Here is a 19,684-nt window from a genome sequence, read left to right as displayed (position 1 = left end):
GGCGGATCGTGGGTTACGGGGGCGTACGGCGCTGACAGGAGGCCCCGCGATGACCGGCAGACCCGGCGGACCGGCCGCCGACGGCGCGGCCGGACCGGACCCCGACCGGGCCGGCCTCGCCCGGGACGCGGTCTCCCCGACCCTCCGGGCCGACCTGCCACCGGAGCGGCGCAGCGCGGTGGTCCCGGTGCTGGCCGAGAACCGCAGCCCGGTCCTGGTCGAGCTCGACCTGACCCGGGACGCGGAGACCGGATCGACCAGGACCGCCTTCCTGAACCTCTTCCGGACCGTCTTCCCCCAGCTGCCCAAGCCACGCCCGGTGGCCGCGAGCTACCTCCGCTGCCTGCTCAGCCCGGCCGAGATCCGGCACCTGCTGGAACGCGACCGGGCGGGCCGGCCGACCGTCTTCCGGGTCTGGCCGGACTACACCCTGGACGCCCACATCGACCGCTCCGCCGCCACCATCAAGGCCGACGCGGTGTCCCGCGCGTACGCCGCCAGCGGCCGGGGCATCGTCTGGGCGGTGCTGGACAGCGGCATCGACCGGCGGCACCCGCACTTCGCGGGCGGCAACCTGACCGGCCCGACCAAGCACCTGCACCGGGACTTCACCGGGCTGGTGGCCGGCGGCCCGGAGCCCGCCCCGCCGAGGTCCCCGCTGACCGACCCGGCCGGCCACGGCACCCATGTCGCGGGCATCATCGCGGGCGGACTGCCCACGCAGGTACCACCGTTGATCGGCCAGCTCCGGCTGACCGGCGGCGAACTGCCCGAGTGGCACACCCGCACCCTCGGCGAGGGCCGCGCCCTGACCGGCATCGCCCCGCAGACCGGTCTGGTCAGCCTGAAGGTGCTGGCCGAACGCGCCCCCGGCCTGGTCACCTCCTCCAGCGCGGTGATCGAGGCGCTCTACTACGTCCGGGAGAAGGTCAACACCGGCGGCCGGCTGCTGCTGATCCACGGCGTCAACCTCAGCCTCGGCTGCGCCTGGGACGCCCGGGAGTACGCCTGCGGCCAGAGCCCGCTCTGCCGCGAGGTCAACCTGCTGGCCGCCAGCGGCGTGGTGGTCGTGGTCAGCGCGGGCAACGGCGGCTTCGCCGGCCGGCTGCCGGGCGAGGGCGGCGGCGACAACCGCGCGGTCCTGGCCAGCATCACCGACCCCGGCAACGCCGACGGCGCGATCACCGTCGGCTCCACCCACCGCGACCGCCCGCACGAGTACGGCGTCACCTACAGCTCCTCCAAGGGCCCCACCCTGGACGGCCGGCTCAAGCCCGACCTGCTGGCCCCCGGCGAACGGATCACCTCCTGCGCCACCGGCGAGCTGCGGGCCCAACTCGCCACCCTGTTCCCGGCCGGGGCCGATCCCGCGAGCCTGCCGACCTACGTGGAGCAGAGCGGCACCTCGATGGCCGCCCCGCACGTCTCCGGCGCGATCGCCGCCTTCCTCTCGGTCCGGGAGGAGTTCATCGGGCGCCCGCGCGAGGTCAAGGAGCTGTTCTGCGCCAACGCCACCTCACTCGGCCGGGACCGCTACCTGGAGGGCCACGGGCTGCTCGACCTGATGCGTGTGATGTCCAACGTCTAGTACCGAGGAGTGAGTTGACCATGGCGGATCCGATCGCGGGGCTCCCGTACTGGGAGGTCCGCTTCGACCAGGACGGACAGCTGCTGGACGACGACGGCCTGGTGGCCGGACTGCCCGGCACCGGGGTGCGCGAGCTGTTCGTCTTCTCGCACGGCTGGAACAACTCGGAGGCCGGCGCCCGCAATCTCTACGCCTACACCTTCGACGAACTCTCGCACCAGATCGGCAAGTTCGCGCCCGACCGGCAGGGGCAGGCCGGGGTGGTCGGCCTCTTCTGGCCCTCGCTGCTGTTCCCCGAGGACGCCCCCGACACGCCCTCCACCCCGTCCACCCCCGCCGAACTCGCCGCCGCGCTCGCCCCGGCCTTCGCCGCACCGGAGCGGGCCAAGCTCATCGAGCTCACCGCCCTGCTGGAGCAACAGCCGCAGGATCCGACCCAGTTGGCGAACGCCCACCGCCTGGTGGCCGGGCTGGTCACCTCGCCCGCCCTGGCCGACGAGGACAGGGGCCAGGAGGCCGTACTGACCAAGCCCACCGGCGAGGTGTTCAGCGCGCTGGCCGGGCTGGCCAGCGAACAGGGCGACGCCCAGGGCTTCCCCAACCCGTTCAAGGTGCTCTGGCACGGCGCCCGGGAGGCGCTGCGCACCGCCAGCTACTACGAGATGAAGAACCGGGCCGGCGTGATCGGCCGCACCGGCCTCGGCCCGCTGCTCGGCCGGGTCGCCGGCAACGGCCTGCGGGTGCACCTGCTGGGCCACAGCTTCGGCGCCCGGCTGGTCTCCTTCGCCCTCCCCGGCTTGCCCGACGGCGTCGGCAGCCCGGTCGCCTCGCTGCTGCTGATCCAGGGCGCCTTCTCGCACTTCGGCTTCGCCGCCCCGATCCCGGTCGACCGCAGCCGCAACGGATTCCTGGCCCCGTTCTCCGACCGGGTGGCCGGCCCGCTCCAGTCCACCTTCTCGCTCGGCGACCGCGCGGTCGGCTGGTGGTACCCGGCCGCCTCGCTGCTCAGCAACGAGGACGACCAGGCCGCCTCCGACCTCACCTACCGCTGGGGCGGCATGGGCCACGACGGCTTCCAGCAGGACGGCACCGAACAGCTCGACCTCCGGCCCGCGGGGACGCCGTACCCCCTCCGGGCGGGGCACTTCTACCGGCTGCGCGGGGACGAGATCATCGCCGAGGACCAGTCCCCGTTCTCCGGTGCCCACAGCGACATCCGCCACCCCGAGGTGGTCTGGTCCGCCCTGGCCGGCGCCACCACCGCCGCCTGACCCGCCGGCCCCGCCTGCTGGCGCCCGGCCCAACTCGGGCGCCACAATGACCCGGTGACTCTCACCCCCGCCGAGGCGGACCAGATCCTGGCCGACAACTTCGCCCCCTGGGTCCAGGCCCTCGGCCTCTCCGTCACCGAGACCGGCGACCGCCACGCGGTCCTCCGGCTCCCCTGGTCCGACCAGCTCGCCCGCGAGGGCGGCGCACTCTCCGGTCAGGCCCTCACCGCCGCCGCCGACACCGCCGGCGTCATCGCCGTCTCCGCCGCCCTCGGCGCCTACGGCCCGATGACCACCGTCCAGCAGTCCATCACCTTCCAACGCCCGGTCCTCGGCACCGACGTCCTGATCGACGCCCGCCTCACCAAACTCGGCCGCCGCCTCGCCTTCCTCGACATCACCCTCACCGCCGACGGCACCGAATCCCCGGCCGCCCACGCCACCACCCTCTACGCCTTCCCGGGCTGACAGGCGCTCGGGGGCTTCACTCTCGGCAGGTGCTCAGCCGTCAACTACCGAGGGGCTCGGGGCTGCGCCGTAGGCAGGCGCTCAGCCGTCAACTACCCAGGGGCTCGGGGCTGCGCCGTAGGCAGGCGCTCAGCCGTCAACTACCCAGGGGCTCGGGGAACTGCGAGGAGATCTGGCGTTCGGGTCACTGCGAAAGTGCCTGACCACCCACGCGACGATCACCTTGCAAGAGGCCGGCGTCGCAGTTCCCCGAGCCCCTGCTGTGCTGAGCCACCTGCCAAAAGGGGCCTACTCCGCGCAGATCGTCGTCACGAACTCGGCCACCCGCTCCTGCGGCATCCCCCGCGCGATGTCCGCCTCGCTGATCATCCCGACCAGCTCGTGGCCCGGGTGGTTGATCACCGGCAGCCGCCGCACCAGATGCTGCTCCATCACCCGCAGCACCTGCTCGACGTCCTCGTCCGCTTCCACCACCATCGGCCTGCCCTGGGCGAGTTCGCCCGCCGTGACGGTGCCCGGGTCCCGGCCCTCCGCCACGCACTTGAGCACGATGTCGCGGTCGGTCAGGATCCCCAGCAACTTCTGGTTCTCCCCGCAGATCGGCAGCGCGCCGACGTCCCGTTCCTTCATGATCCGGGCCGCGTCGGCCAGCGTCTGCCGCTCCCCGACGCACTCGGCCCCGGTGTGCATGATGTCACCCGCAGTGGTCATCGTCCCGCCTCCTGCCGTCGGTCCCTCGGTTCCCCTGCACCCTCACCCTTCACCCTGCACCGCCGCCACCACCACCGCCACCCAGCAGCGGATGGGCCAGCACCTCGTCCAGGTCGGGGAGTTCGAGCTGCTCGACGCCCCGCGCAGCCTTCGGCTCCGGTGCCCCGGCGGCCTCCACCCGGCGGGTGGCGCTGTCCAGGAAGCGCAGCAGTTCGACCGGGAACGGCAGCACCAGGGTGGAGTTCTTCTCCGCCGCCACCTCCACCACGGTCTGCAGCAGCCGCAGTTGGAGCGCGGCCGGCGCCCGGCTCATGATGGTGGCCGCCTCGGCCAGCCGGGTGGAGGCCTGGAACTCGCCGTCCGCGGTGATGATCCGGGCCCGCCGCTCCCGCTCCGCCTCGGCCTGCCGGGACATCGAGCGCTTCATCGACTCCGGCAGCGCGACGTCCTTGATCTCCACCCGGTCGATCTGGATGCCCCAGCCCAGCGCCGGGCTGTCCAGCATCAGTTCGAGCCCCTGGTTGATCGGTTCGCGGTTGGCCAGCAGGTCGTCCAGCTCGCTCTTGCCGATGATCGACCGCAGCGAGGTCTGCGCGACCTGGGAGATGGCGAACTCGTAGTCCTGCACGGCCACCGAGGCCCGGACCGGGTCGACCACCTTGAAGTAGACCACCGCGTCGACCCGGACCGTCACGTTGTCCCGGGTGATGCCCTCCTGGGCCGGGATCGGCATCGTGACGATCTGGATGTTCACCCGCTTCATCCGGTCCGCCACCGGGACCAGGAAAGCCAGCCCCGGCTGCCGGATCTCCTCCCGCACCCGGCCGAACCGGAACACCACCCCGCGCTGGAACTGCTGCACCACCCGCACCCCGGCCCCGGCCAGTACGGCCGTCAGCAGGAGCACCGCCACCACGGCGCCAAGAACGATCATCACGCCACCTCGGGAAACGCCGACCGCACGGACCCGCCATCCACGCTACTCCGGCGCCGCCGTCCCTAGGATCGACGCCATGCACCCCGCCCAGGCCCACCTGCTCCCCGACCTCGCCACCCTGGACCGGGAGGTCACCGGGTGCCGGGCCTGCCCGCGCCTGGTGGCCTGGCGCGAGGAGGCCGCCCGGGTCAAGCGCCGCGCGTACCAGGACTGGGACTACTGGGCCCGCCCGATCCCGGGCTTCGGGCCGCCGGACGCCGCGCTGCTGCTGGTCGGGCTGGCCCCCGCCGCGCACGGCGCCAACCGGACCGGACGGATCTTCACCGGCGACCCGTCCGGCGACCTGCTGTACGCCACGCTGTACGAGCTCGGGCTGGCCAACCGGCCCGGCTCGGTGGTGCACGGCGACGGCCTCGAGCTGTACGGCGTCCGGATCACCGACCCGGTGCGCTGCGCGCCGCCCGAGAACAAGCCCAGCGCCGAGGAGCGGGACACCTGCCGCCCTTGGATCGCCCGGGAGTTGACCTTCCTTCGCCCCACCGTCCGGACCGTGGTCGCCCTCGGCGGTTTCGCCTGGCAGGCCGTACTCCCCGCGCTCGCCGCCGCCGGTTGGCAGCTGCCCCGCCCCCGCCCGGCCTTCGGCCACGGCGCCCGGGTCACCCTGGCCGCCACCGACGGCGGCGCCCCGCTCGAACTGATCGGCTGCTACCACGTCAGCCCGCGCAACACCTACACCGGCCGCCTCACCACCCCGATGCTCCGCGACCTGCTCGCCGAGGCCGCCCACTCGGCCGGCCTCTGACCGGTCACCCCGGCCGGAGGAGCCGCTCGACCCGCTCGGGACCGCACCCGACCGCGAGCTGCCGGGCGTACAGCACCCCGTACGCGAACGGGTGCGCCGTCCGGGCCAGTTCCCGCAGCGCTTGCCGGGCGACCACCGCGTCCTGGTGCGTGCCCAGCTCCTCCTGCACCGCCTTCATCCGCCGGGTCAGCCCCGCCGCGTCGGCCGTCTCCCCGAGGTAGCGGGCCCGCTTGGCGGCCTTCCGCGCCCCGTGCAGCGCCACGTCGCGCGCCTCGCCCGTGAGACCCCGGGTCGCGGCGAGCCGGCGGGCCACCCGGCGCTCGGCCCGCCGGGCCAGCTTCCGGTAGGGCGGCAGGCCGCTACCGTCCGGTGGCCGGGTCGCCAGCTCGCCGAGCCCGCCCAGCAGTGACCGGTACCAGGCGCTGTCCAGCGCCGCCAGCACCTCGGGGCGGGCGGCCGCCGCCCGCTGCCCGGCCCACCGCTCCAGCTCGGCCGCGACCAGCTCGGGTTCGCACTCGGCGGGCAGTTCCCGGGCCTCGGCCGACAGCGCCGCGCCGAGCACCTCGGCGTCCCTGGCCGCCCCGAGCGCCTGCCCGAGCCGTCGCAGCCCGGCCGCCACCGGTGTCTCCGGCCCGCCGTACTCCCGGAGCGCGCTCCGCAGCCGTCGGCAGGCGACCCGCATCCGGTGCACCGCGTCCGGCCCGTCGGCCCGGACCAGCGGCTCCAGAGCGGCCAGCACCACGGTCTGCCGGGCGATCCGGGCGGCCAGCAGCTCCCCGGTCGGTGGGCGTCTGTTCGGCATCCGGTTCACCTCCACACGGCTTCCAGGCTATGCCCGGCCGCGGACGCCGCAGCCGGGCCCGTACGGATCACGGGCCCGGCTGCGATGAACGGGGGGGTCAGCCGAGCTGCTTGCCGAAGCAGAGGCTCTCCGGGGAGTCCTTGTAGAAGCCGAACTTGGTGATCGGCAGGTAGCCCTCGGAGCCGTACAGCGCGATCGCCTCCGGCTGCTCGGTGCCGGTCTCCAGGATCAGCCGGGTCAGCCCGGCCTCGGCGGCGGCCTGCTCCAGGTGCCGCAGCACGGCCCGGGCCAGGCCCCGGCCCCGGGCGCTGGCGGAGACGTACATCCGCTTCAGCTCGGCGTCACCGTCCCGGACGTCCTCCGGCCCGGCCTGCTTGACCCGCCAGCCGCCGCAGGCCACCGGCACGTCGTCCAGGTAGCCGACCACGAACAGCCCGGCGGGCGGCTCGAAGTGATCGGGGTGCATCACCGTCTCATCGGCCCCGCCGTACCGCTGGACGTACTCAAGCTGAACCTCGGCCGCGAGCTTCTCCGCGTCGGGGTGACCGTAACCGGTGGTGCGAATCTCCATGGTCGCCAAGCCTAAGGGCCCAGCTCAGCGCTGTTCGAACCGGGCCACCAGGTCGTCCTTGCCGAACATCCGGGCGGTCTCGATCGCCGTCGGCGCACCGGCCCGCGGGTCGGCGTTCCCCTCCAGCAGGGCGGTGATCACCTCGGCCTCGCCCTTGAAGACCGCACCGGCCAGCGGGGTCTGGCCCCGGTCGTTCACCCGGTCCGGGTCGGCGCCGTGCGCCAGCAGGGACCGGACCGTCTCGGCGTGGCCGTGGTACGCCGCCAGCATCACCAGGGTGTCGCCGCGGTCGTTGGCCAGGTCGGCCGGCGCCCCGGCGTCCAGGTAGGCCGTGAGCAGCGCGGCGTCGCCCGTGCGGGCCGCGTCGAAGAGCTTGCCGGCGAGTGCGATGACCTCGGCGTCCGGGGTCTGGGGTGCGGAGTCGGCCATGACGGGCCCTCTCGGATCGGGTCGGTAGTGCCGTACCGCACGGTATCGGACGACACGCGGTGGGGTGGGCCGAGCGGCCGTTCGGGCGAATTTTGCCGCTCGTGTACGCCCCAGCCAGGCACTTCGGCGAGATCCACCCGTTTGCCACGTTCCATCATCTATTACTTTTTGTCACGATTAGGGCACTTTCGGTTACGCCTTTTTCCCTTTTATGCGTCCCCGCCGTCCCCAGATCGAGGAGCAGTCGCGTGATTCTCTCCATCTCCGGCATCGTCCTGTTCGGCACCATCGCCTTCCTGTTCTTCCGGCGAGACGGCCTCAAGATCTCGCACGCGCTGGTGTGCGCGCTGCTCGGTTTCTACATCGCGGGGTCCTCGATCGCACCCAGCATCCAGGCGGGCGGCGCGAGCCTGGCCAGCCTGCTCGGCGGCCTGAAGTTCTGACGGCGGCTCGGATTTCCCTCCGGCCCGGGTGCGGTGCCCAACCGCCCCGGGCCGTACGCACCCCAAAACCCGTCCCGAGCTGCCCGGGGAGAAGTCCCGAATGTCCCTGACCCGCCATCTCAGCCGCGGCCGCGACCTGGCCCGGACCGCAGGCGACCACGCCTCCGACATGTTCGCCCCGCTCACCGTGATCGGCCGCGGCCTGCGGCACCACTCCGAGTGGCTGAAGGCCCGCTGGGCCGCCACCCCGAAGGAGAAGCGCGGCCCGACGGTCTTCCTGACCGCCGCCGGGGTACTCGGCGTCTTCCTGCTCCCGCACGGCCCGCTGCTCGCCCTGGTCGCCCTGATGGCCAGTGCCGCCTGGGTCGGCCGCTCCCCCAAGGCGTCGCCCGCCGCCCCCGAGCCGGACGCCGCCGACCTCAAGCTCACCGCGCTCTACGCCGCCCTGACCCCCTATCTGGCGGCGCCGGAGGAGCTCAGCCCGCTCTACGGCCCGGAGGGCCGCTACCAGGACGCGTTCAGCGGCTGGGAGTTCGACGACCAGGGCCGGCTGGCCCTGCTCGACCTCGGCTATCCCGCGTACTTCACCGACACCGAGCCCGCCGCCCGGGCCCGGGTCGAGCAGGTGATCCAGGGCAAGGCGGGCCGGTCCAGGGAGTACCGCTTCGACTGGGACGAGGAGTCCAACCGGCTGCGGGTCACCGCGCTCCCGCCGCTGGCCACCGACATCGCCGCCCAGACCTTCGTCACCACCCCCGGCGAGATCGTGCTCGGCTTCACCGACGACCACGGCAGCCGCCGCACCATCCCGGTCACCCTGAACGGCGCCACCGTCCAGCAGCCGCCGGTGGTCTGGCGTACCGGCGCCCGCTCCTCCGAACCGCACCTGCTGGCGCTGGGCAGCGCGGGCTCGGGCACCTCGACCCTGATCCGCTCGATCGCGCTCCAGGCACTCCGGCACGGCGACCTGATGGTGATCGACGGGGCCGGCACCGGCGAGCACGCCTGCCTGGTCAACCGGCCCGGCGTGCACACCGTGGAGACCAGCCTGCACGGCGCGCTGGCCGCCCTGGAGTGGGCCGCCCAGGAGACCGAACGCCGGCTCACCGCCCTGAACGCCGCCCGCCACCATGGCGTGGCCGCCCCCGAGGACGTCACCCGTCCGCTCTGGCTGCTGCTCGACCACCCCACCGAGCTCACCGAGCTGGCCCACGCCGAGGGCCGCCCCGACCCGCAGGAGCTGCTGGAGCTCCCGCTCCGGCACGGCCGGGCCGCCCGGGTCACCGTGGTGGTCGCCGACGACCTGGCCGCCTACGACCGGATCTCCCCCACCGTCCGGGCCACCACCCGGGCCCGGGTGATGCTCGGCCCGGCCACTCCCGGCAGCGCCGAGGCCGTGCTGACCGGCCCGCTCGACATCACCCCGGCCAACCGGACCCCGCCCGGCCGCGGCTACGCCCGGATCGGCGCGAGCGCCCCGGTCCGGCTCCAGGTGCCGGTCACCGTGGACCCGCTGGACGACGAGGCACCGGCCGCCCACCGGGAGGCGGTGATCACCCTGCTGCCGCACCGGGACACCAGGACCGAGGCCCCGGCGGTCGACCTCAAGGCCGGGTCCGCCACCCCGGTCGGCACCCCTGAAATGCCGAAAGAGCCCCCTGCGGTCCGACCGCGTCCGGTGTGGTGACCCAACAGCGGTAAGCTGGCGCGCCACCCGTAGCCGGGTCGCTCTCCGCACATTTGATGACACGCTGGGTGATAAATCCGTTCAGATGTGACAAAACGGGCGACGATGGGTACAAACAGTGGCGGTACGACAGGCGACGCATGTCCCCGGACGGGAATCTTCGTCGACGGCCGAGCGTTGACCGAACGACGATGACAGCGACCACTAGTCCTGTGGGCCATAAGCCCTGGAGGCACGATTCATGAGCGAGCGAGCTCTCCGCGGCACGCGACTCGGGGCCACTAGCTACGAGACCGACCGTGGAATTGATCTGGCTCCCCGCCAGACCGTTGAGTACGCATGTCAGAACGGACACCGATTCGAGGTTCCTTTCTCCGTTGAGGCGGAGATCCCCTCGGCTTGGGAATGCCGGTTCTGTGGCCAGGAGGCCATGCTGCTGGACGGTGATGAGCCGGAGGAGAAGAAGACCAAGCCGACGCGCACCCATTGGGACATGCTGATGGAGCGTCGGACGAGGGAGGAGTTGGAGGAGGTCCTGGCAGAGCGCCTGGCCGTACTCCGCTCCGGCGGGATGAACCTCGCGGTCCACCCCCGCGACACCCGCAAGAGCGCCTGACCCAGCGCCGCACGCCAGCGGCGACCCGAACCCGAAGGGGCCCGAGCTTCTCCCGAAGCCCGGGCCCCTCGGCTTTTCCGGTACGGCCGGTCGGGCGTACCCGTCGACCGGTCGGTCTCAGCCGCTGATCGGCGGCCGGTGGTCGGTGTCCGGCCGGTCGCCGGCCGACGGGGCCGGGTCGACCACCTCGCCCTGGATCACCTTGCCGTCGGGGCGGTGGATCCGGATCTGCTCCTGCAGCCGCACCGCGTCCGCCAGCGGGTCGTGGCCGACCGGCGCGGTGGAGCGCAGCGCCGTACTGGCGAACCGGCGGCCCAGTGCCCGCCAGAGCGCCCTGGTCGGCGGGAACAGCAGCGAGAGCCCGAGCACGTCCGACAGGAAGCCGGGCAGCATCAGCAGCATGCCGGCCAGCACCGTCATGCTGGTGCCGGTCTGCGGCTGCTGGGACTGCGGCTGCCTGCTCTGCTCGATCGCCGCCGAGATCGCCTTCAGCCCGGCCCGCTTGATCAGCCAGCCGCCCAGCAGCACCCCGCCGAGCAGCAGCAACAGGACCGCGAACCAGCTGGTCGCCGAGGCGACCACGGTCAGCAGCCAGATCTCCAGCACCAGCCAGGCGGCGATCAACAACGGCAGGACCCGCCGCACCCGGCTGCGCGGTGCCGACGGGGCCTGGGGAACTTGCTGGCTCACGGTACGAATCCACTCCATCGTGCTGCCCGGTCCACCGCCCGACCGGCTGTTCCGGCCGGGCTACCGGGCACCACCTGGCACAACGACTAGGACTCGGCCGGTGTTCCGGCACCCCTCCGACGGCGGAACCCGTCCAGCACCACCAGGCCGCAGGCCAGCAGCCCGGCCATCGCGAGCACCCACTCGGGGGCGGCACCGACCCGGTCCGCCAGGGTCCGGCCGTCCCGGAGCGGGACGACCGCGCTCAGCTGGGCCGCCGTCAGCTCCTCGGTCTGGTGGGTCACCCTGCCGTCCGGCGCCACGATCGCGCTGATCCCGCTGGTGGCGGCGATCAGCGCGGCCCGGCCGTGCTCGACCGCCCGCAGCCGGGACATCGCCAGCTGCTGGTCGGGCTGGCCGCTCTTGGCGTAGGTGGCGTTGTTGGTCTGCACGACCAGCACCCGGCCACCCTGGTTGACGGTGTCCCGGACGATCTCGTCGTAGGCCACCTCGAAGCAGATCACGTCGCCGATCCGGGCCGGCCCGAGCTGGAGCACACCGCTGCCGGTGCCGGGGAAGAAGTCCCGGGCGACCTGCTGGAGCCGGGTGATCACCTTGGACAGCTGGTCCCGGAACGGCACGTACTCGCCGAACGGCACCGGGTGCTGCTTGGTGTACGAGGCGCCGGGGCCGGTCCTGGGGTCCCAGACGATGCCCTGGTTGAGCACGTGCTGCTCGTCCGGGCCGTTCACCAGCGCGCCGACCAGGACGGGGACGCCGATCGCCTTCACGGCGGCGTCGATCCGGCCGTACGCCTCGGCGCTGGTGAACGGGTCGAAGTCGGAGGAGTTCTCCGGCCAGATCACCAGGTCGGGGCGCTCGGCCCGGCCGGCCGCGACCTCGGCGGCGAGCTGTTCGGTGGCGGCGGCGTGGTTCTTCAGCACGGTCATCGGGGTGCCGAGGAAGTGCATCCCGGGGTTGGGCACGTTGCCCTGGATCACCGCGACCTTGACGGTCTCGGCGGCGGCCGTCGGGACCGGCACCAGGTACCCGGCCAGCAGGACGGCCACCGCACCCGCCAGAGCCGGCGCCGCGGTCGGCAGCGAGCGGTGCGGGCCCCGGCGCAGCCGCAGCGCGGCCCAGGCCAGCAGGGTGCCGCAGAGCGCGACCGCGAAGGTGACCAGCGGCGCGCCGCCGAGGGCGGCCAGCGGGGTGAAGGGGGTGTCGGTGTTGGCGAAGGCCAGCCGGCCCCAGGGGAAGCCGCCCAGCGGCAGCCGGTCCCTGGCCCACTCCTGGGTGACCCAGAGGCAGGCCGCCCAGACCGGCCGGCCGGGCAGCCGCGAGGTGGCGGCCAGCCCTGCGCCCAGCGCCGCCATGAACAGCGCCTCGATCACCGACAGGCCGATGGTCGCGTCCAGGCCGATCACCCGCAGCCACCAGAGCAGCAGCAGGAAGAACGGCAGCCCGAACGCGAAGCCCGTCCAGGCCCCCTGCCGCGCCGTCCGCCCCCGGGTCAGCAGCGACAGCCCGGCCACCCCGACCAGCGAGAGCGGCCAGGCGTTGTACGGCGGGAAGGCGAGTGCCAGCAGCAGACCGCAGAGCACCGCCAGCCCCGTCCGGGGCAGGCCGGCGACCAGCCGGACGGGCCGCCCCGGTCGGGGGGCGGCGGGCTCCGGTGCGGGTGCGGCCACGGGGTGCTCCTGCTCGACGGGCAGTGCCATCCGCGCACCACCTCTCTGTCTGTGCAGGTCCATCCTGATCGGAAGACGGTACCCCGGATCCTCGACACCCGGTCGCCCAGGGTCCGGGCCGACCCGGTCGGCGGTCAGACGGCGTACACCGTGCGGCCCCGGACCACCGTGCGCAGGCAGGTCGGGAGCGGCGAGCCCGGGCTGAGGTCGGGCAGGCCGGGGGTGCCGGAGCGGGGGTCGGTGGACCAGCCGGCCACCCGGGAGTCGGGGGCCTGGACCACCAGGTCGGCGGCCGCCCAGACGGCGAAGCTGGCCACCGCGCCGGGGACCAGCACACCGTCCTGGTCCCGGCCGATCGCCCGCCAGCCGCCCCGGGTGTGGGCGGTGAAGGCGGCCCGGACCGAGATCCGGTGGTCCGCGGTCCGGTGGAAGGCGGCGGCCCGGACGGTGCCCCAGGGGTCCAGCGGGGTGACCGGGGCGTCCGAGCCGAAGGCCAGCGGCACGCCCGCCCGCAGCAGCCCGGCGAACGGGTTCAGCCCGGCGGCCCGCTCGGCGCCCAGGCGCTGGGCGTACATGCCGTCCGGACCGCCCCAGGCGGCGTCGAAGGCGGGCTGCACCGAGGCGGTCAGGCCGAGCTCGGCAAAGGCCGCGACGGCCTTCGGGTCGAGCGCCTCGGCGTGCTCGATCCGGTGCCGCCGGGCCCGGACCCGGTCCAGGCCGACCCGGTCGGCGGCGGCCCTGACCCCCTCCAGCACGGTGCCCAGCGCGGCGTCCCCGATGGCGTGGAAGCCGGCCTGCAGGCCCGCCTCGGTGCAGGCGGCGACGTGGTCGGCGACCTGCCGGGCCGTCAGGTAGGCGGCCCCGGTGTGCTCGGCGTCGGTGTACGGGGCGTGCAGGCAGGCGGTGTGCGAGCCGAGCGCGCCGTCCGCGAACAGGTCCCCGGCCGCGCCCAGCGCGCCCAGCCGGCGGGCGGTCTCCACCCCGGCGGGGGCGAGCTCGCCCCAGTAGCCGAACACCTCGGGGCCGGCGCCCTCGGCGGCCAGCGCGAGCAGCTCGGTGAAGTCCTGCTCCGAGGAGATGTCGGGGCCCGCGCACTCGTGCACGGCGCCGATGCCGAGTTCGGCGGCCCGGGTCAGCGCGGCCCGCTGGGCGGCCCGGCGCTGATCCGCCGTCAGGTGGGTGAGCGCGGCGCGGCGCACGGCGTGGTGGGCGTCCCGGCTGAGCGGGCCGTCGGGGTGGTACCCGGCGCGGTCGGCCAGACCCGTCGTCAGCTCCCGCAGCGCGCTGGAGGCGAGCGCGGAGTGCACGTCGGTCCGGGACAGGTAGAGGGCGGCGCCACCGGCGGCGGCGTCCAGCTCGGCGAGCGTCGGCGGCCGGCCCTCGGGCCACCTGGTCTCGTCCCAGCCGTGCCCGATCAGCACACCGGGACCGGCGGCGGCGAAGGCCGCGACGGCGGCCAGCGCCTCGCCCAGCGAGGGGCAGCCGGTCAGGTCGAGGCCGGTCAGCGCGAGGCCGGCCGAGGTGGCGTGCACGTGGGCGTCCACGAACGCCGGGGTGACCAGCGCGCCGTCCAGCTCGACCACCTCGTCGGCGGTCGCCGCGTACGGATCGGCGGCGCCCTCGCTGCCGACCCAGGCGATGTGTTCGCCCTCGACCAGCATCGCGGTGGCGAACGGGTCGGCGGGGCTGTAGACGGAACCGCCGCGCAGCAGCACGGTCCGGGGGGTGGTGGATGCGCTCATGAGGCACAAGTCTGCACCCGCACGGCCACCCCGCCGTCCCCGGGCTACAACTTGGGCGGCCGCGCCTCGTACGGGGTGGACAGCACCACGGTGGTCCTGGTCGACACCCCCGCCGCGCTGCGGATCCGGGCCAGCAGGTCCTCCAGGTCGCCGGGGGCGCCGACCCGCACCTTGAGGATGTAGTTCTCGTCGCCCGCGACGCTGTGGCAGGCCTCGATCTCCGACAGCCCGGCCAGCCGGTCCGGGGTGTCGTCCGGGGAGCTGGGGTCGAAGGGCTTGACGGAGATGAAGGCGGTGAGCGCCAGATCGACCGAGTCCGGGTCGATGATCGCCGTGTAGCCGCGGATCACCCCACGCTGTTCGAGGCGGCGCACGCGTTGGTGCACCGCCGAGGTGGACAGGCCGGTGGCCTTGCCCAGGTCCGTGTAGCTCATCCGGCCGTCCTCGAGGAGCAGCTGAACGATGCGTTGGTCGAGATCCTCCACAGTGCGCAAACCTACTGCCCCGCAACCCCTGCCGCCGACACCAGGGGGTCGGCAGGGCCCGGTACGGGTCCGGGGGGGCGCACGCTCCGGCACATGCCGCGTGAATGTGGCGAGCGCCACATGGCGTGCATCACACTGCGTCCGGACGCAGGGTTATGAGGCCCCGTCAGCGGGAATTGGTGCTCTTGGCCAGGACCGACGTCGGCCGGGCCCGATCCGAGGGGGATCAGATGCCTGCTGTGGAACAGCCTTCCCGCACCGCTGCGGAGGACGAGGAACGCTTCGACCTCGACGACTTCCCGGGGGTGGACCCGGGCGAGATGGAGACCTGGGACATCTTCCGGGTGCACTGCCCCGAGTGCGACCGTCCGATCGCCCTGCTGGGCGACGAGGAGCAGCTGCCGCAGCACGCGGTGCTGCCGACCGCCTGGCACCCGTTCTCCCCCGCGCTCTGCCCCGGCACCGGCGCCCCGACCGACGACCTGACGGAGTGCGACTCGATCGAGCACGCCGCCGTGGAGAGCCTGGCCCTGGGCAGCTCCCCCGCCGAGTTCGACTGGCGCACCAGCCCGTTCTCGCACGCGAGCGCCCCGGGCTCGGGCCCGCTGGAGCGCCGCTCGCGGGTCCCCGCCCAGCGCTCGCGGGCCGGCCTGGTCCGGCACTGATCCCGACCGGCTCCGGCGCCCGCCCGCGGGCGGACGCCGGAGCGGCGGTCAGCGACCGGTCAGGTGCCGGCCGATCACCAGGCGCTGGATCTGGTTGGTGCCCTCGACGATCTGCAGCACCTTGGCCTCCCGCATGTACCGCTCGGCGGCGTAGTCCTGGGTGTAGCCGTACCCGCCGAGCACCTGGACCGCGTCGGTGGTGACCGCCATCCCGGCGTCGGTGCAGAACAGCTTGGCCATCGCGGCCTCCTTGGAGAACGCCATCCCGGCGTCCCGGCGGCGGGCCGCCGCGAGGTAGAGCGCGCGCCCGGCCTCCACCTTGGTGGCCATGTCGGCCAGCATGAAGGACAGGCCCTGGAACTCGGCGATCGGGCGGCCGAACTGCTGCCGGGTGCCCGCGTACTCGACCGCGAGGTCGAGCGCGGCCTGGGCCACACCGATCGCGCAGGCGGCGATGCCGAGCCGGCCGGAGTCCAGCGCGGACAGCGCGATCTGGAAGCCCTGCCCCTCCTCGCCGACCAGCCGGTCCCGGTCCACCCGGACGCCGTCGAAGTGGATCTGGGCGGTGGGCGAGCTGCGCATACCCATCTTGTGCTCCGGCGGCGCGGCCGACAGGCCGGTGCTGTCGCCGGGCACCAGCAGGCAGCTGATCCCGCGCGGCCCGTCCACGCCGGTGCGGGCCATCGTGCTGTAGAAGTCGGCGTGCCCGCCGTGGGTGATCCACGCCTTGGTGCCGTTCACCACGTAGCTCTCGCCGTCCAGGTCGGCCCGGGTGCGCAGCGCGGCGGCGTCGGAGCCGGACTGCGGCTCGGAGAGGCAGTACGCGCCGAGCTGCTCGCCGCCCAGCATGCCGGGCAGCCAGCGCTCGCGCTGCGCGTCGGTGCCGAAGGTGGCCAGCGCGTGGCAGGACAGCGTGTGCACGCTGACCCCGAGCCCGACCGCCAGCCAGCCGGCCGCCAGCTCCTCCAGCACCTGGAGGTAGACCTCGTACGGCTGCCCACCGCCGCCGTGCCGCTCGTCGTACGGCAGCGACAGCAGCCCGGCCTCGCCGAGGGTGCCGAACACCTCGCGCGGGAACCGTCCGACCGCCTCGTCCTCGGCGGCGCGCGGCTCCACCTCGTTGCGCACCAGGTCCCTGGTGAGGGCGAGCAGCTCCCGGGCCTCCTCGCTGGGAAGCTGGCGGTCCACGGGCTTGGCAGCGGCGGGGGTCATGACGGTACGTCGCCTCCTCGGTCGGGCGCCGGTCCCTGGGGGTTCGGGTACGGCACGGCAGGGTCGGCCCGGGCGGGCACCGGATCGCGGTGAACGCCCGTTCACTGGGCTTGGCGATGTGAGTATGCCCGATGCGGGGCGTGCCGTCACGGTCCGGTTCGGCACATCACCCGGACCCCCGCTGCCACCACGTCGGACCCGGGCCGCCCGTAAAGTGGGGCGGTGACCCGATCCGACCTGATTTCGCTGGCCGCCGAGCTGCGCGCACTGCCGCCGTCCTGCGGCCCGGTGCGGCTGGTCGGGGTGGACGGGCACGCCGGCTCGGGGAAGACCACCTTCGCGACCCGGCTCGCCACGGCGCTCGGCGGGGCGCCGGTGGTGCACCTGGACGACCTGGCCACGCACCGTGAGCCGTTCGGCTGGACGGGGCGGCTGCGCCGCCAGCTGCTCGACCCGCTGAGCCGCGGCGAGCCGGCCGAACACCAGGTCTACGACTGGGTGTCGGGCCGTTTCGCGGGCAGCCGACGGGTGCCCGCCGCGCCCGTGGTGCTGATCGAGGGGGTGGGCGCCGGGCGTCGCGAACTCCGGCCGCTGCTGGCCCGGTTGATCTGGCTGGAGCTGGACCAGCCGGCCGCCCGGGCCCGGGGCGAGCGGCGGGACGGGCCGGAACTGGCCGAGTTCTGGGCCGGCTGGAGCCGCGCCGAGCTGGCGCATTTCGCCGCCGACCCGAGCCGTCCGTATGCCGATCTACGGGTGCACGGAGTCACCGGGCGGATCGTCCGAAGCACCCTCGGTGAGCCTGCGCGACGCCCTTGACCTGGGCAGTCGTCAGGACTTAGGTTCAGCTCAGCGCGAGATTAGTTGATCGCGCAACATTAGACGCGGCACCTCCGGCTTGTTCCCCCGTGAGCCGGAGGTGCCGTTCTTCGTTCCCCAACCACCGCCCGCCCGGCCGGATTTGACTCCGCGCGACACCCTTCCGGATCAGCTCACCCCCGGTACGATTCCTGACAGGGGGTGCCTTCGGTGCACACGGCGGGGGGGCTGAGTGACAGTGGACAGTTCCGGTACGGCGGGACCCGAGCGGCTGGCCGACCGTGCCTGGCTGCGCGGCATGGACGCCTACGCGGCCGGGTCGTACGCCCGCGCGGAGGAGGAGTTCCGCACGGCGGTCGAGCTCGACCCGGGGATGGCCGACGCCTGGCTCGGCCTGCACGCGCTGCGCTGCGACACCTCGGGCGCCCTGCTCGCGATGCACCGCCACCAGAAACGTTTCGGCGAGCAGCGGGCCAGGCACCGCAGGCCACTGAGCTCCTGGTTCTGGCTCGGCTGGTGGGTCCAGCCGGTGCTGGAGGACGGCCGCGACCTCGCGCTGGCGCACGCCTCGCACTGGCTGGACGGCCGGCACCTGGCCGAGCTGGACACCGCGCTGGCCGGCTGCCCGGACCCCGAGCAGGACCCGTCGGTCCGTTTCCTGCACGCCTGCCGCTCCTATCTGCTCAAGGACTGGGAGCAACTCATCCGGGACACCGACCAGTTGCTCGACGACCAGCTGCTCGGCATCGAGGCCGGACTGTTCGCCGGGATGGCCCGGGTCCGGCTCGACATGTGCGCCCAGGCCCAGCACCCGCTGGCCGCCTCGCTGGCCCGCTGCCGGTCCGAGCAGCCGCAGCGCAAGGAGCTGCGGTACTGGCTGGCCCGCGCCTACGAGGGCTCCGGGCGCAGCGCCGCCGCCCTCCCGCTCTACCGCGCGGTGCACCGCGCCGACCCCGGCTTCATGGACACCGCCGCCCGGCTGGCCGCCATCGCCACCGAGGACGGGGTGCTCGACGTGCTGGTCCCGGTGGACGACAGCGGTGGTGAACTCCCGATGCCCGACGAGGACTTCGTCCCGTTCTTCGAACCCGAGGAGACCCCGGCCGCACCCCCGGCGGAGGCCCCCGAGCGCACCCCGCTGCCGGTCCGGGCCGAGGCCCCGGCCACCGTCGGCCCGGCCGACCGCACCGGCCCCCGGTGGCACGGCCCGCAGAGCCTGGACGTCGCGCTCGCCGAGCTGGAGCAGATGGTCGGCCTGGAGCCGGTCAAGCGTCAGGTCCGGGCGCTGTCGGCGCAGTTACGGATGTCCCGGCTGCGGGCCGACCAGGAGCTGCCGGTGCAGCCGCCGAAGCGGCACTTCGTCTTCTCCGGCCCCTCCGGTACCGGCAAGACCACGGTGGCCCGGATCCTCGGCCAGGTCTTCCACGCCCTCGGACTGCTCTCCGGCGACCACCTGGTGGAGGCCCAACGGGCCGACCTGGTCGGCGAGTTCCTCGGCCAGACGGCGGTCAAGGCGAACGAGCTGATCGACTCCGCGCTGGACGGGGTGCTGTTCATCGACGAGGCGTACAGCCTCTCCAACTCCGGCTACAGCAAGGGCGACGCGTACGGCGACGAGGCGCTCCAGGTGCTGCTCAAGCGCGCCGAGGACAACCGGGACCGGCTGGTGGTGATCCTGGCCGGCTACCCCGAGGGGATGAACCGGCTGCTGGCCACCAACCCCGGCCTCAACTCCCGTTTCACCACCCGGGTGGACTTCCCCAGCTACCGCCCCTCCGAGCTGACCGCGATCGGCCGCACGCTGGCCACCGGCGGCGGCGACGACTGGGACCGGGACGCCTCCGACGAGCTGGCCAGCATCTGCGCCCACGTGGTCCGCGAGGGCTGGATCGACAACCTCGGCAACGGACGCTTCATCCGCACCCTGTACGAGAAGTCCTGCGCCTACCGCGACCTGCGGCTGTCGGCTCTCCCCGGCACCCCGTCCCGGGAGGACCTGGCCACCCTCCGGCTCCCCGACCTGGTCCAGGCGTACGGCGAGCTCATCGACGGCAGGACCTGACCGGGGCCCGGCGGGCG

The 19,684-nt window shown here is 73.8% G+C and carries 20 protein-coding genes; 10 read left to right on the top strand and 10 right to left on the bottom strand.

Annotated features, from left to right (window positions below):
- Positions 1-49 precede the first annotated feature (49 nt).
- The 3 genes from OHV05_RS31665 to OHV05_RS31655 are packed head-to-tail and all read left to right on the top strand — an operon-like array spanning position 50 to position 3,327.
- Positions 50-1,588 (top strand): S8 family serine peptidase, encoded by a 1,539-nt coding sequence (locus OHV05_RS31665; RefSeq protein ID WP_405020736.1) that lies wholly within the window; start codon positions 50-52, stop codon positions 1,586-1,588.
- Positions 1,589-1,608: 20 nt separating this feature from the next.
- A complete protein-coding gene (locus OHV05_RS31660) occupies positions 1,609-2,859 on the top strand; it encodes a serine-threonine protein kinase (protein ID WP_405020735.1) in 1,251 nt (416 codons plus the stop codon).
- Positions 2,860-2,913: 54 nt separating this feature from the next.
- Positions 2,914-3,327: a PaaI family thioesterase gene (locus OHV05_RS31655; protein ID WP_405020734.1), complete on the top strand. Its 414-nt coding sequence runs from the start codon at positions 2,914-2,916 to the stop codon at positions 3,325-3,327.
- 288 nt (positions 3,328-3,615) lie between these two features.
- On the opposite strand, the gene OHV05_RS31650 is transcribed toward OHV05_RS31655, so the two are convergent.
- Both OHV05_RS31650 and OHV05_RS31645 read right to left on the bottom strand, forming a co-directional pair.
- Positions 3,616-4,038: a CBS domain-containing protein gene (locus tag OHV05_RS31650; RefSeq protein ID WP_405020733.1), complete on the bottom strand. Its 423-nt coding sequence runs from the start codon at positions 4,036-4,038 to the stop codon at positions 3,616-3,618.
- A gap of 49 nt (positions 4,039-4,087) precedes the next feature.
- Complete coding sequence (locus OHV05_RS31645; protein WP_405020732.1) at positions 4,088-4,972, bottom strand: slipin family protein; 885 nt, start codon at positions 4,970-4,972, stop codon at positions 4,088-4,090.
- Positions 4,973-5,051: 79 nt separating this feature from the next.
- On the opposite strand from OHV05_RS31645, the gene OHV05_RS31640 reads away from it, so the two are divergent.
- Entirely contained in the window at positions 5,052-5,777 is a 726-nt protein-coding gene (locus OHV05_RS31640; protein ID WP_405020731.1) for a uracil-DNA glycosylase, read from the top strand.
- A 4-nt stretch (positions 5,778-5,781) separates the two neighbouring features.
- Here OHV05_RS31640 and OHV05_RS31635 read toward each other — a convergent pair whose 3' ends face one another.
- The 3 genes from OHV05_RS31635 to OHV05_RS31625 form a co-directional block, all read right to left on the bottom strand.
- A complete protein-coding gene (locus OHV05_RS31635; protein WP_405020730.1) occupies positions 5,782-6,579 on the bottom strand; it encodes a CHAD domain-containing protein in 798 nt (265 codons plus the stop codon).
- Positions 6,580-6,676: 97 nt separating this feature from the next.
- Positions 6,677-7,150: a GNAT family N-acetyltransferase gene (locus tag OHV05_RS31630; protein WP_405020729.1), complete on the bottom strand. Its 474-nt coding sequence runs from the start codon at positions 7,148-7,150 to the stop codon at positions 6,677-6,679.
- A 24-nt stretch (positions 7,151-7,174) separates the two neighbouring features.
- On the bottom strand, positions 7,175-7,579 hold the full coding sequence (locus OHV05_RS31625) for an ankyrin repeat domain-containing protein (RefSeq protein WP_405020728.1): 405 nt from the start codon (positions 7,577-7,579) through the stop codon (positions 7,175-7,177).
- A 248-nt stretch (positions 7,580-7,827) separates the two neighbouring features.
- On the opposite strand from OHV05_RS31625, the gene OHV05_RS31620 reads away from it, so the two are divergent.
- The 3 genes from OHV05_RS31620 (at position 7,828) to OHV05_RS31610 (ending at position 10,325) form a co-directional block, all read left to right on the top strand.
- Positions 7,828-8,022: a hypothetical protein gene (locus tag OHV05_RS31620; protein WP_057238163.1), complete on the top strand. Its 195-nt coding sequence runs from the start codon at positions 7,828-7,830 to the stop codon at positions 8,020-8,022.
- Positions 8,023-8,122: 100 nt separating this feature from the next.
- On the top strand, positions 8,123-9,709 hold the full coding sequence (locus OHV05_RS31615; RefSeq protein ID WP_405020727.1) for an FtsK/SpoIIIE domain-containing protein: 1,587 nt from the start codon (positions 8,123-8,125) through the stop codon (positions 9,707-9,709).
- 241 nt (positions 9,710-9,950) lie between these two features.
- A complete protein-coding gene (locus tag OHV05_RS31610; RefSeq protein WP_345286024.1) occupies positions 9,951-10,325 on the top strand; it encodes an RNA polymerase-binding protein RbpA in 375 nt (124 codons plus the stop codon).
- A gap of 117 nt (positions 10,326-10,442) precedes the next feature.
- On the opposite strand, the gene fxsA is transcribed toward OHV05_RS31610, so the two are convergent.
- The 4 genes from fxsA to OHV05_RS31590 form a co-directional block, all read right to left on the bottom strand.
- Entirely contained in the window at positions 10,443-11,015 is a 573-nt protein-coding gene (gene fxsA / locus OHV05_RS31605; protein ID WP_405020726.1) for an FxsA family membrane protein, read from the bottom strand.
- 86 nt (positions 11,016-11,101) lie between these two features.
- Complete coding sequence (gene lnt, locus OHV05_RS31600) at positions 11,102-12,715, bottom strand: apolipoprotein N-acyltransferase (RefSeq protein WP_405020725.1); 1,614 nt, start codon at positions 12,713-12,715, stop codon at positions 11,102-11,104.
- A 104-nt stretch (positions 12,716-12,819) separates the two neighbouring features.
- Positions 12,820-14,427, bottom strand: a complete 1,608-nt coding sequence (locus tag OHV05_RS31595; RefSeq protein WP_405020724.1) for an amidohydrolase — start codon at positions 14,425-14,427, stop codon at positions 12,820-12,822.
- A gap of 44 nt (positions 14,428-14,471) precedes the next feature.
- Positions 14,472-14,912 (bottom strand): Lrp/AsnC family transcriptional regulator, encoded by a 441-nt coding sequence (locus OHV05_RS31590; RefSeq protein WP_403030865.1) that lies wholly within the window; start codon positions 14,910-14,912, stop codon positions 14,472-14,474.
- 230 nt (positions 14,913-15,142) lie between these two features.
- Here OHV05_RS31590 and OHV05_RS31585 point away from each other — a divergent pair, with 230 nt between their 5' ends.
- A complete protein-coding gene (locus OHV05_RS31585) occupies positions 15,143-15,577 on the top strand; it encodes a hypothetical protein (protein WP_405020723.1) in 435 nt (144 codons plus the stop codon).
- Between the two features lie 48 nt (positions 15,578-15,625).
- Here OHV05_RS31585 and OHV05_RS31580 read toward each other — a convergent pair whose 3' ends face one another.
- On the bottom strand, positions 15,626-16,789 hold the full coding sequence (locus OHV05_RS31580; protein WP_405020722.1) for an acyl-CoA dehydrogenase family protein: 1,164 nt from the start codon (positions 16,787-16,789) through the stop codon (positions 15,626-15,628).
- A gap of 222 nt (positions 16,790-17,011) precedes the next feature.
- Between OHV05_RS31580 and OHV05_RS31575 the strand changes: the two genes are divergently transcribed.
- Both OHV05_RS31575 and OHV05_RS31570 read left to right on the top strand, forming a co-directional pair.
- Complete coding sequence (locus OHV05_RS31575) at positions 17,012-17,605, top strand: uridine kinase (RefSeq protein ID WP_405020721.1); 594 nt, start codon at positions 17,012-17,014, stop codon at positions 17,603-17,605.
- A gap of 298 nt (positions 17,606-17,903) precedes the next feature.
- Complete coding sequence (locus tag OHV05_RS31570; protein WP_405021589.1) at positions 17,904-19,667, top strand: AAA family ATPase; 1,764 nt, start codon at positions 17,904-17,906, stop codon at positions 19,665-19,667.
- The last annotated feature ends 17 nt before the right edge of the window (positions 19,668-19,684 follow it).

Source organism: Kitasatospora sp. NBC_00070 (assembly GCF_045041205.1).
In the GTDB taxonomy this organism is placed as follows: domain Bacteria; phylum Actinomycetota; class Actinomycetes; order Streptomycetales; family Streptomycetaceae; genus Kitasatospora.
Note: the sequence above shows the minus strand (reverse complement) of the source record. Positions and strands in the feature narration are given on the sequence as shown.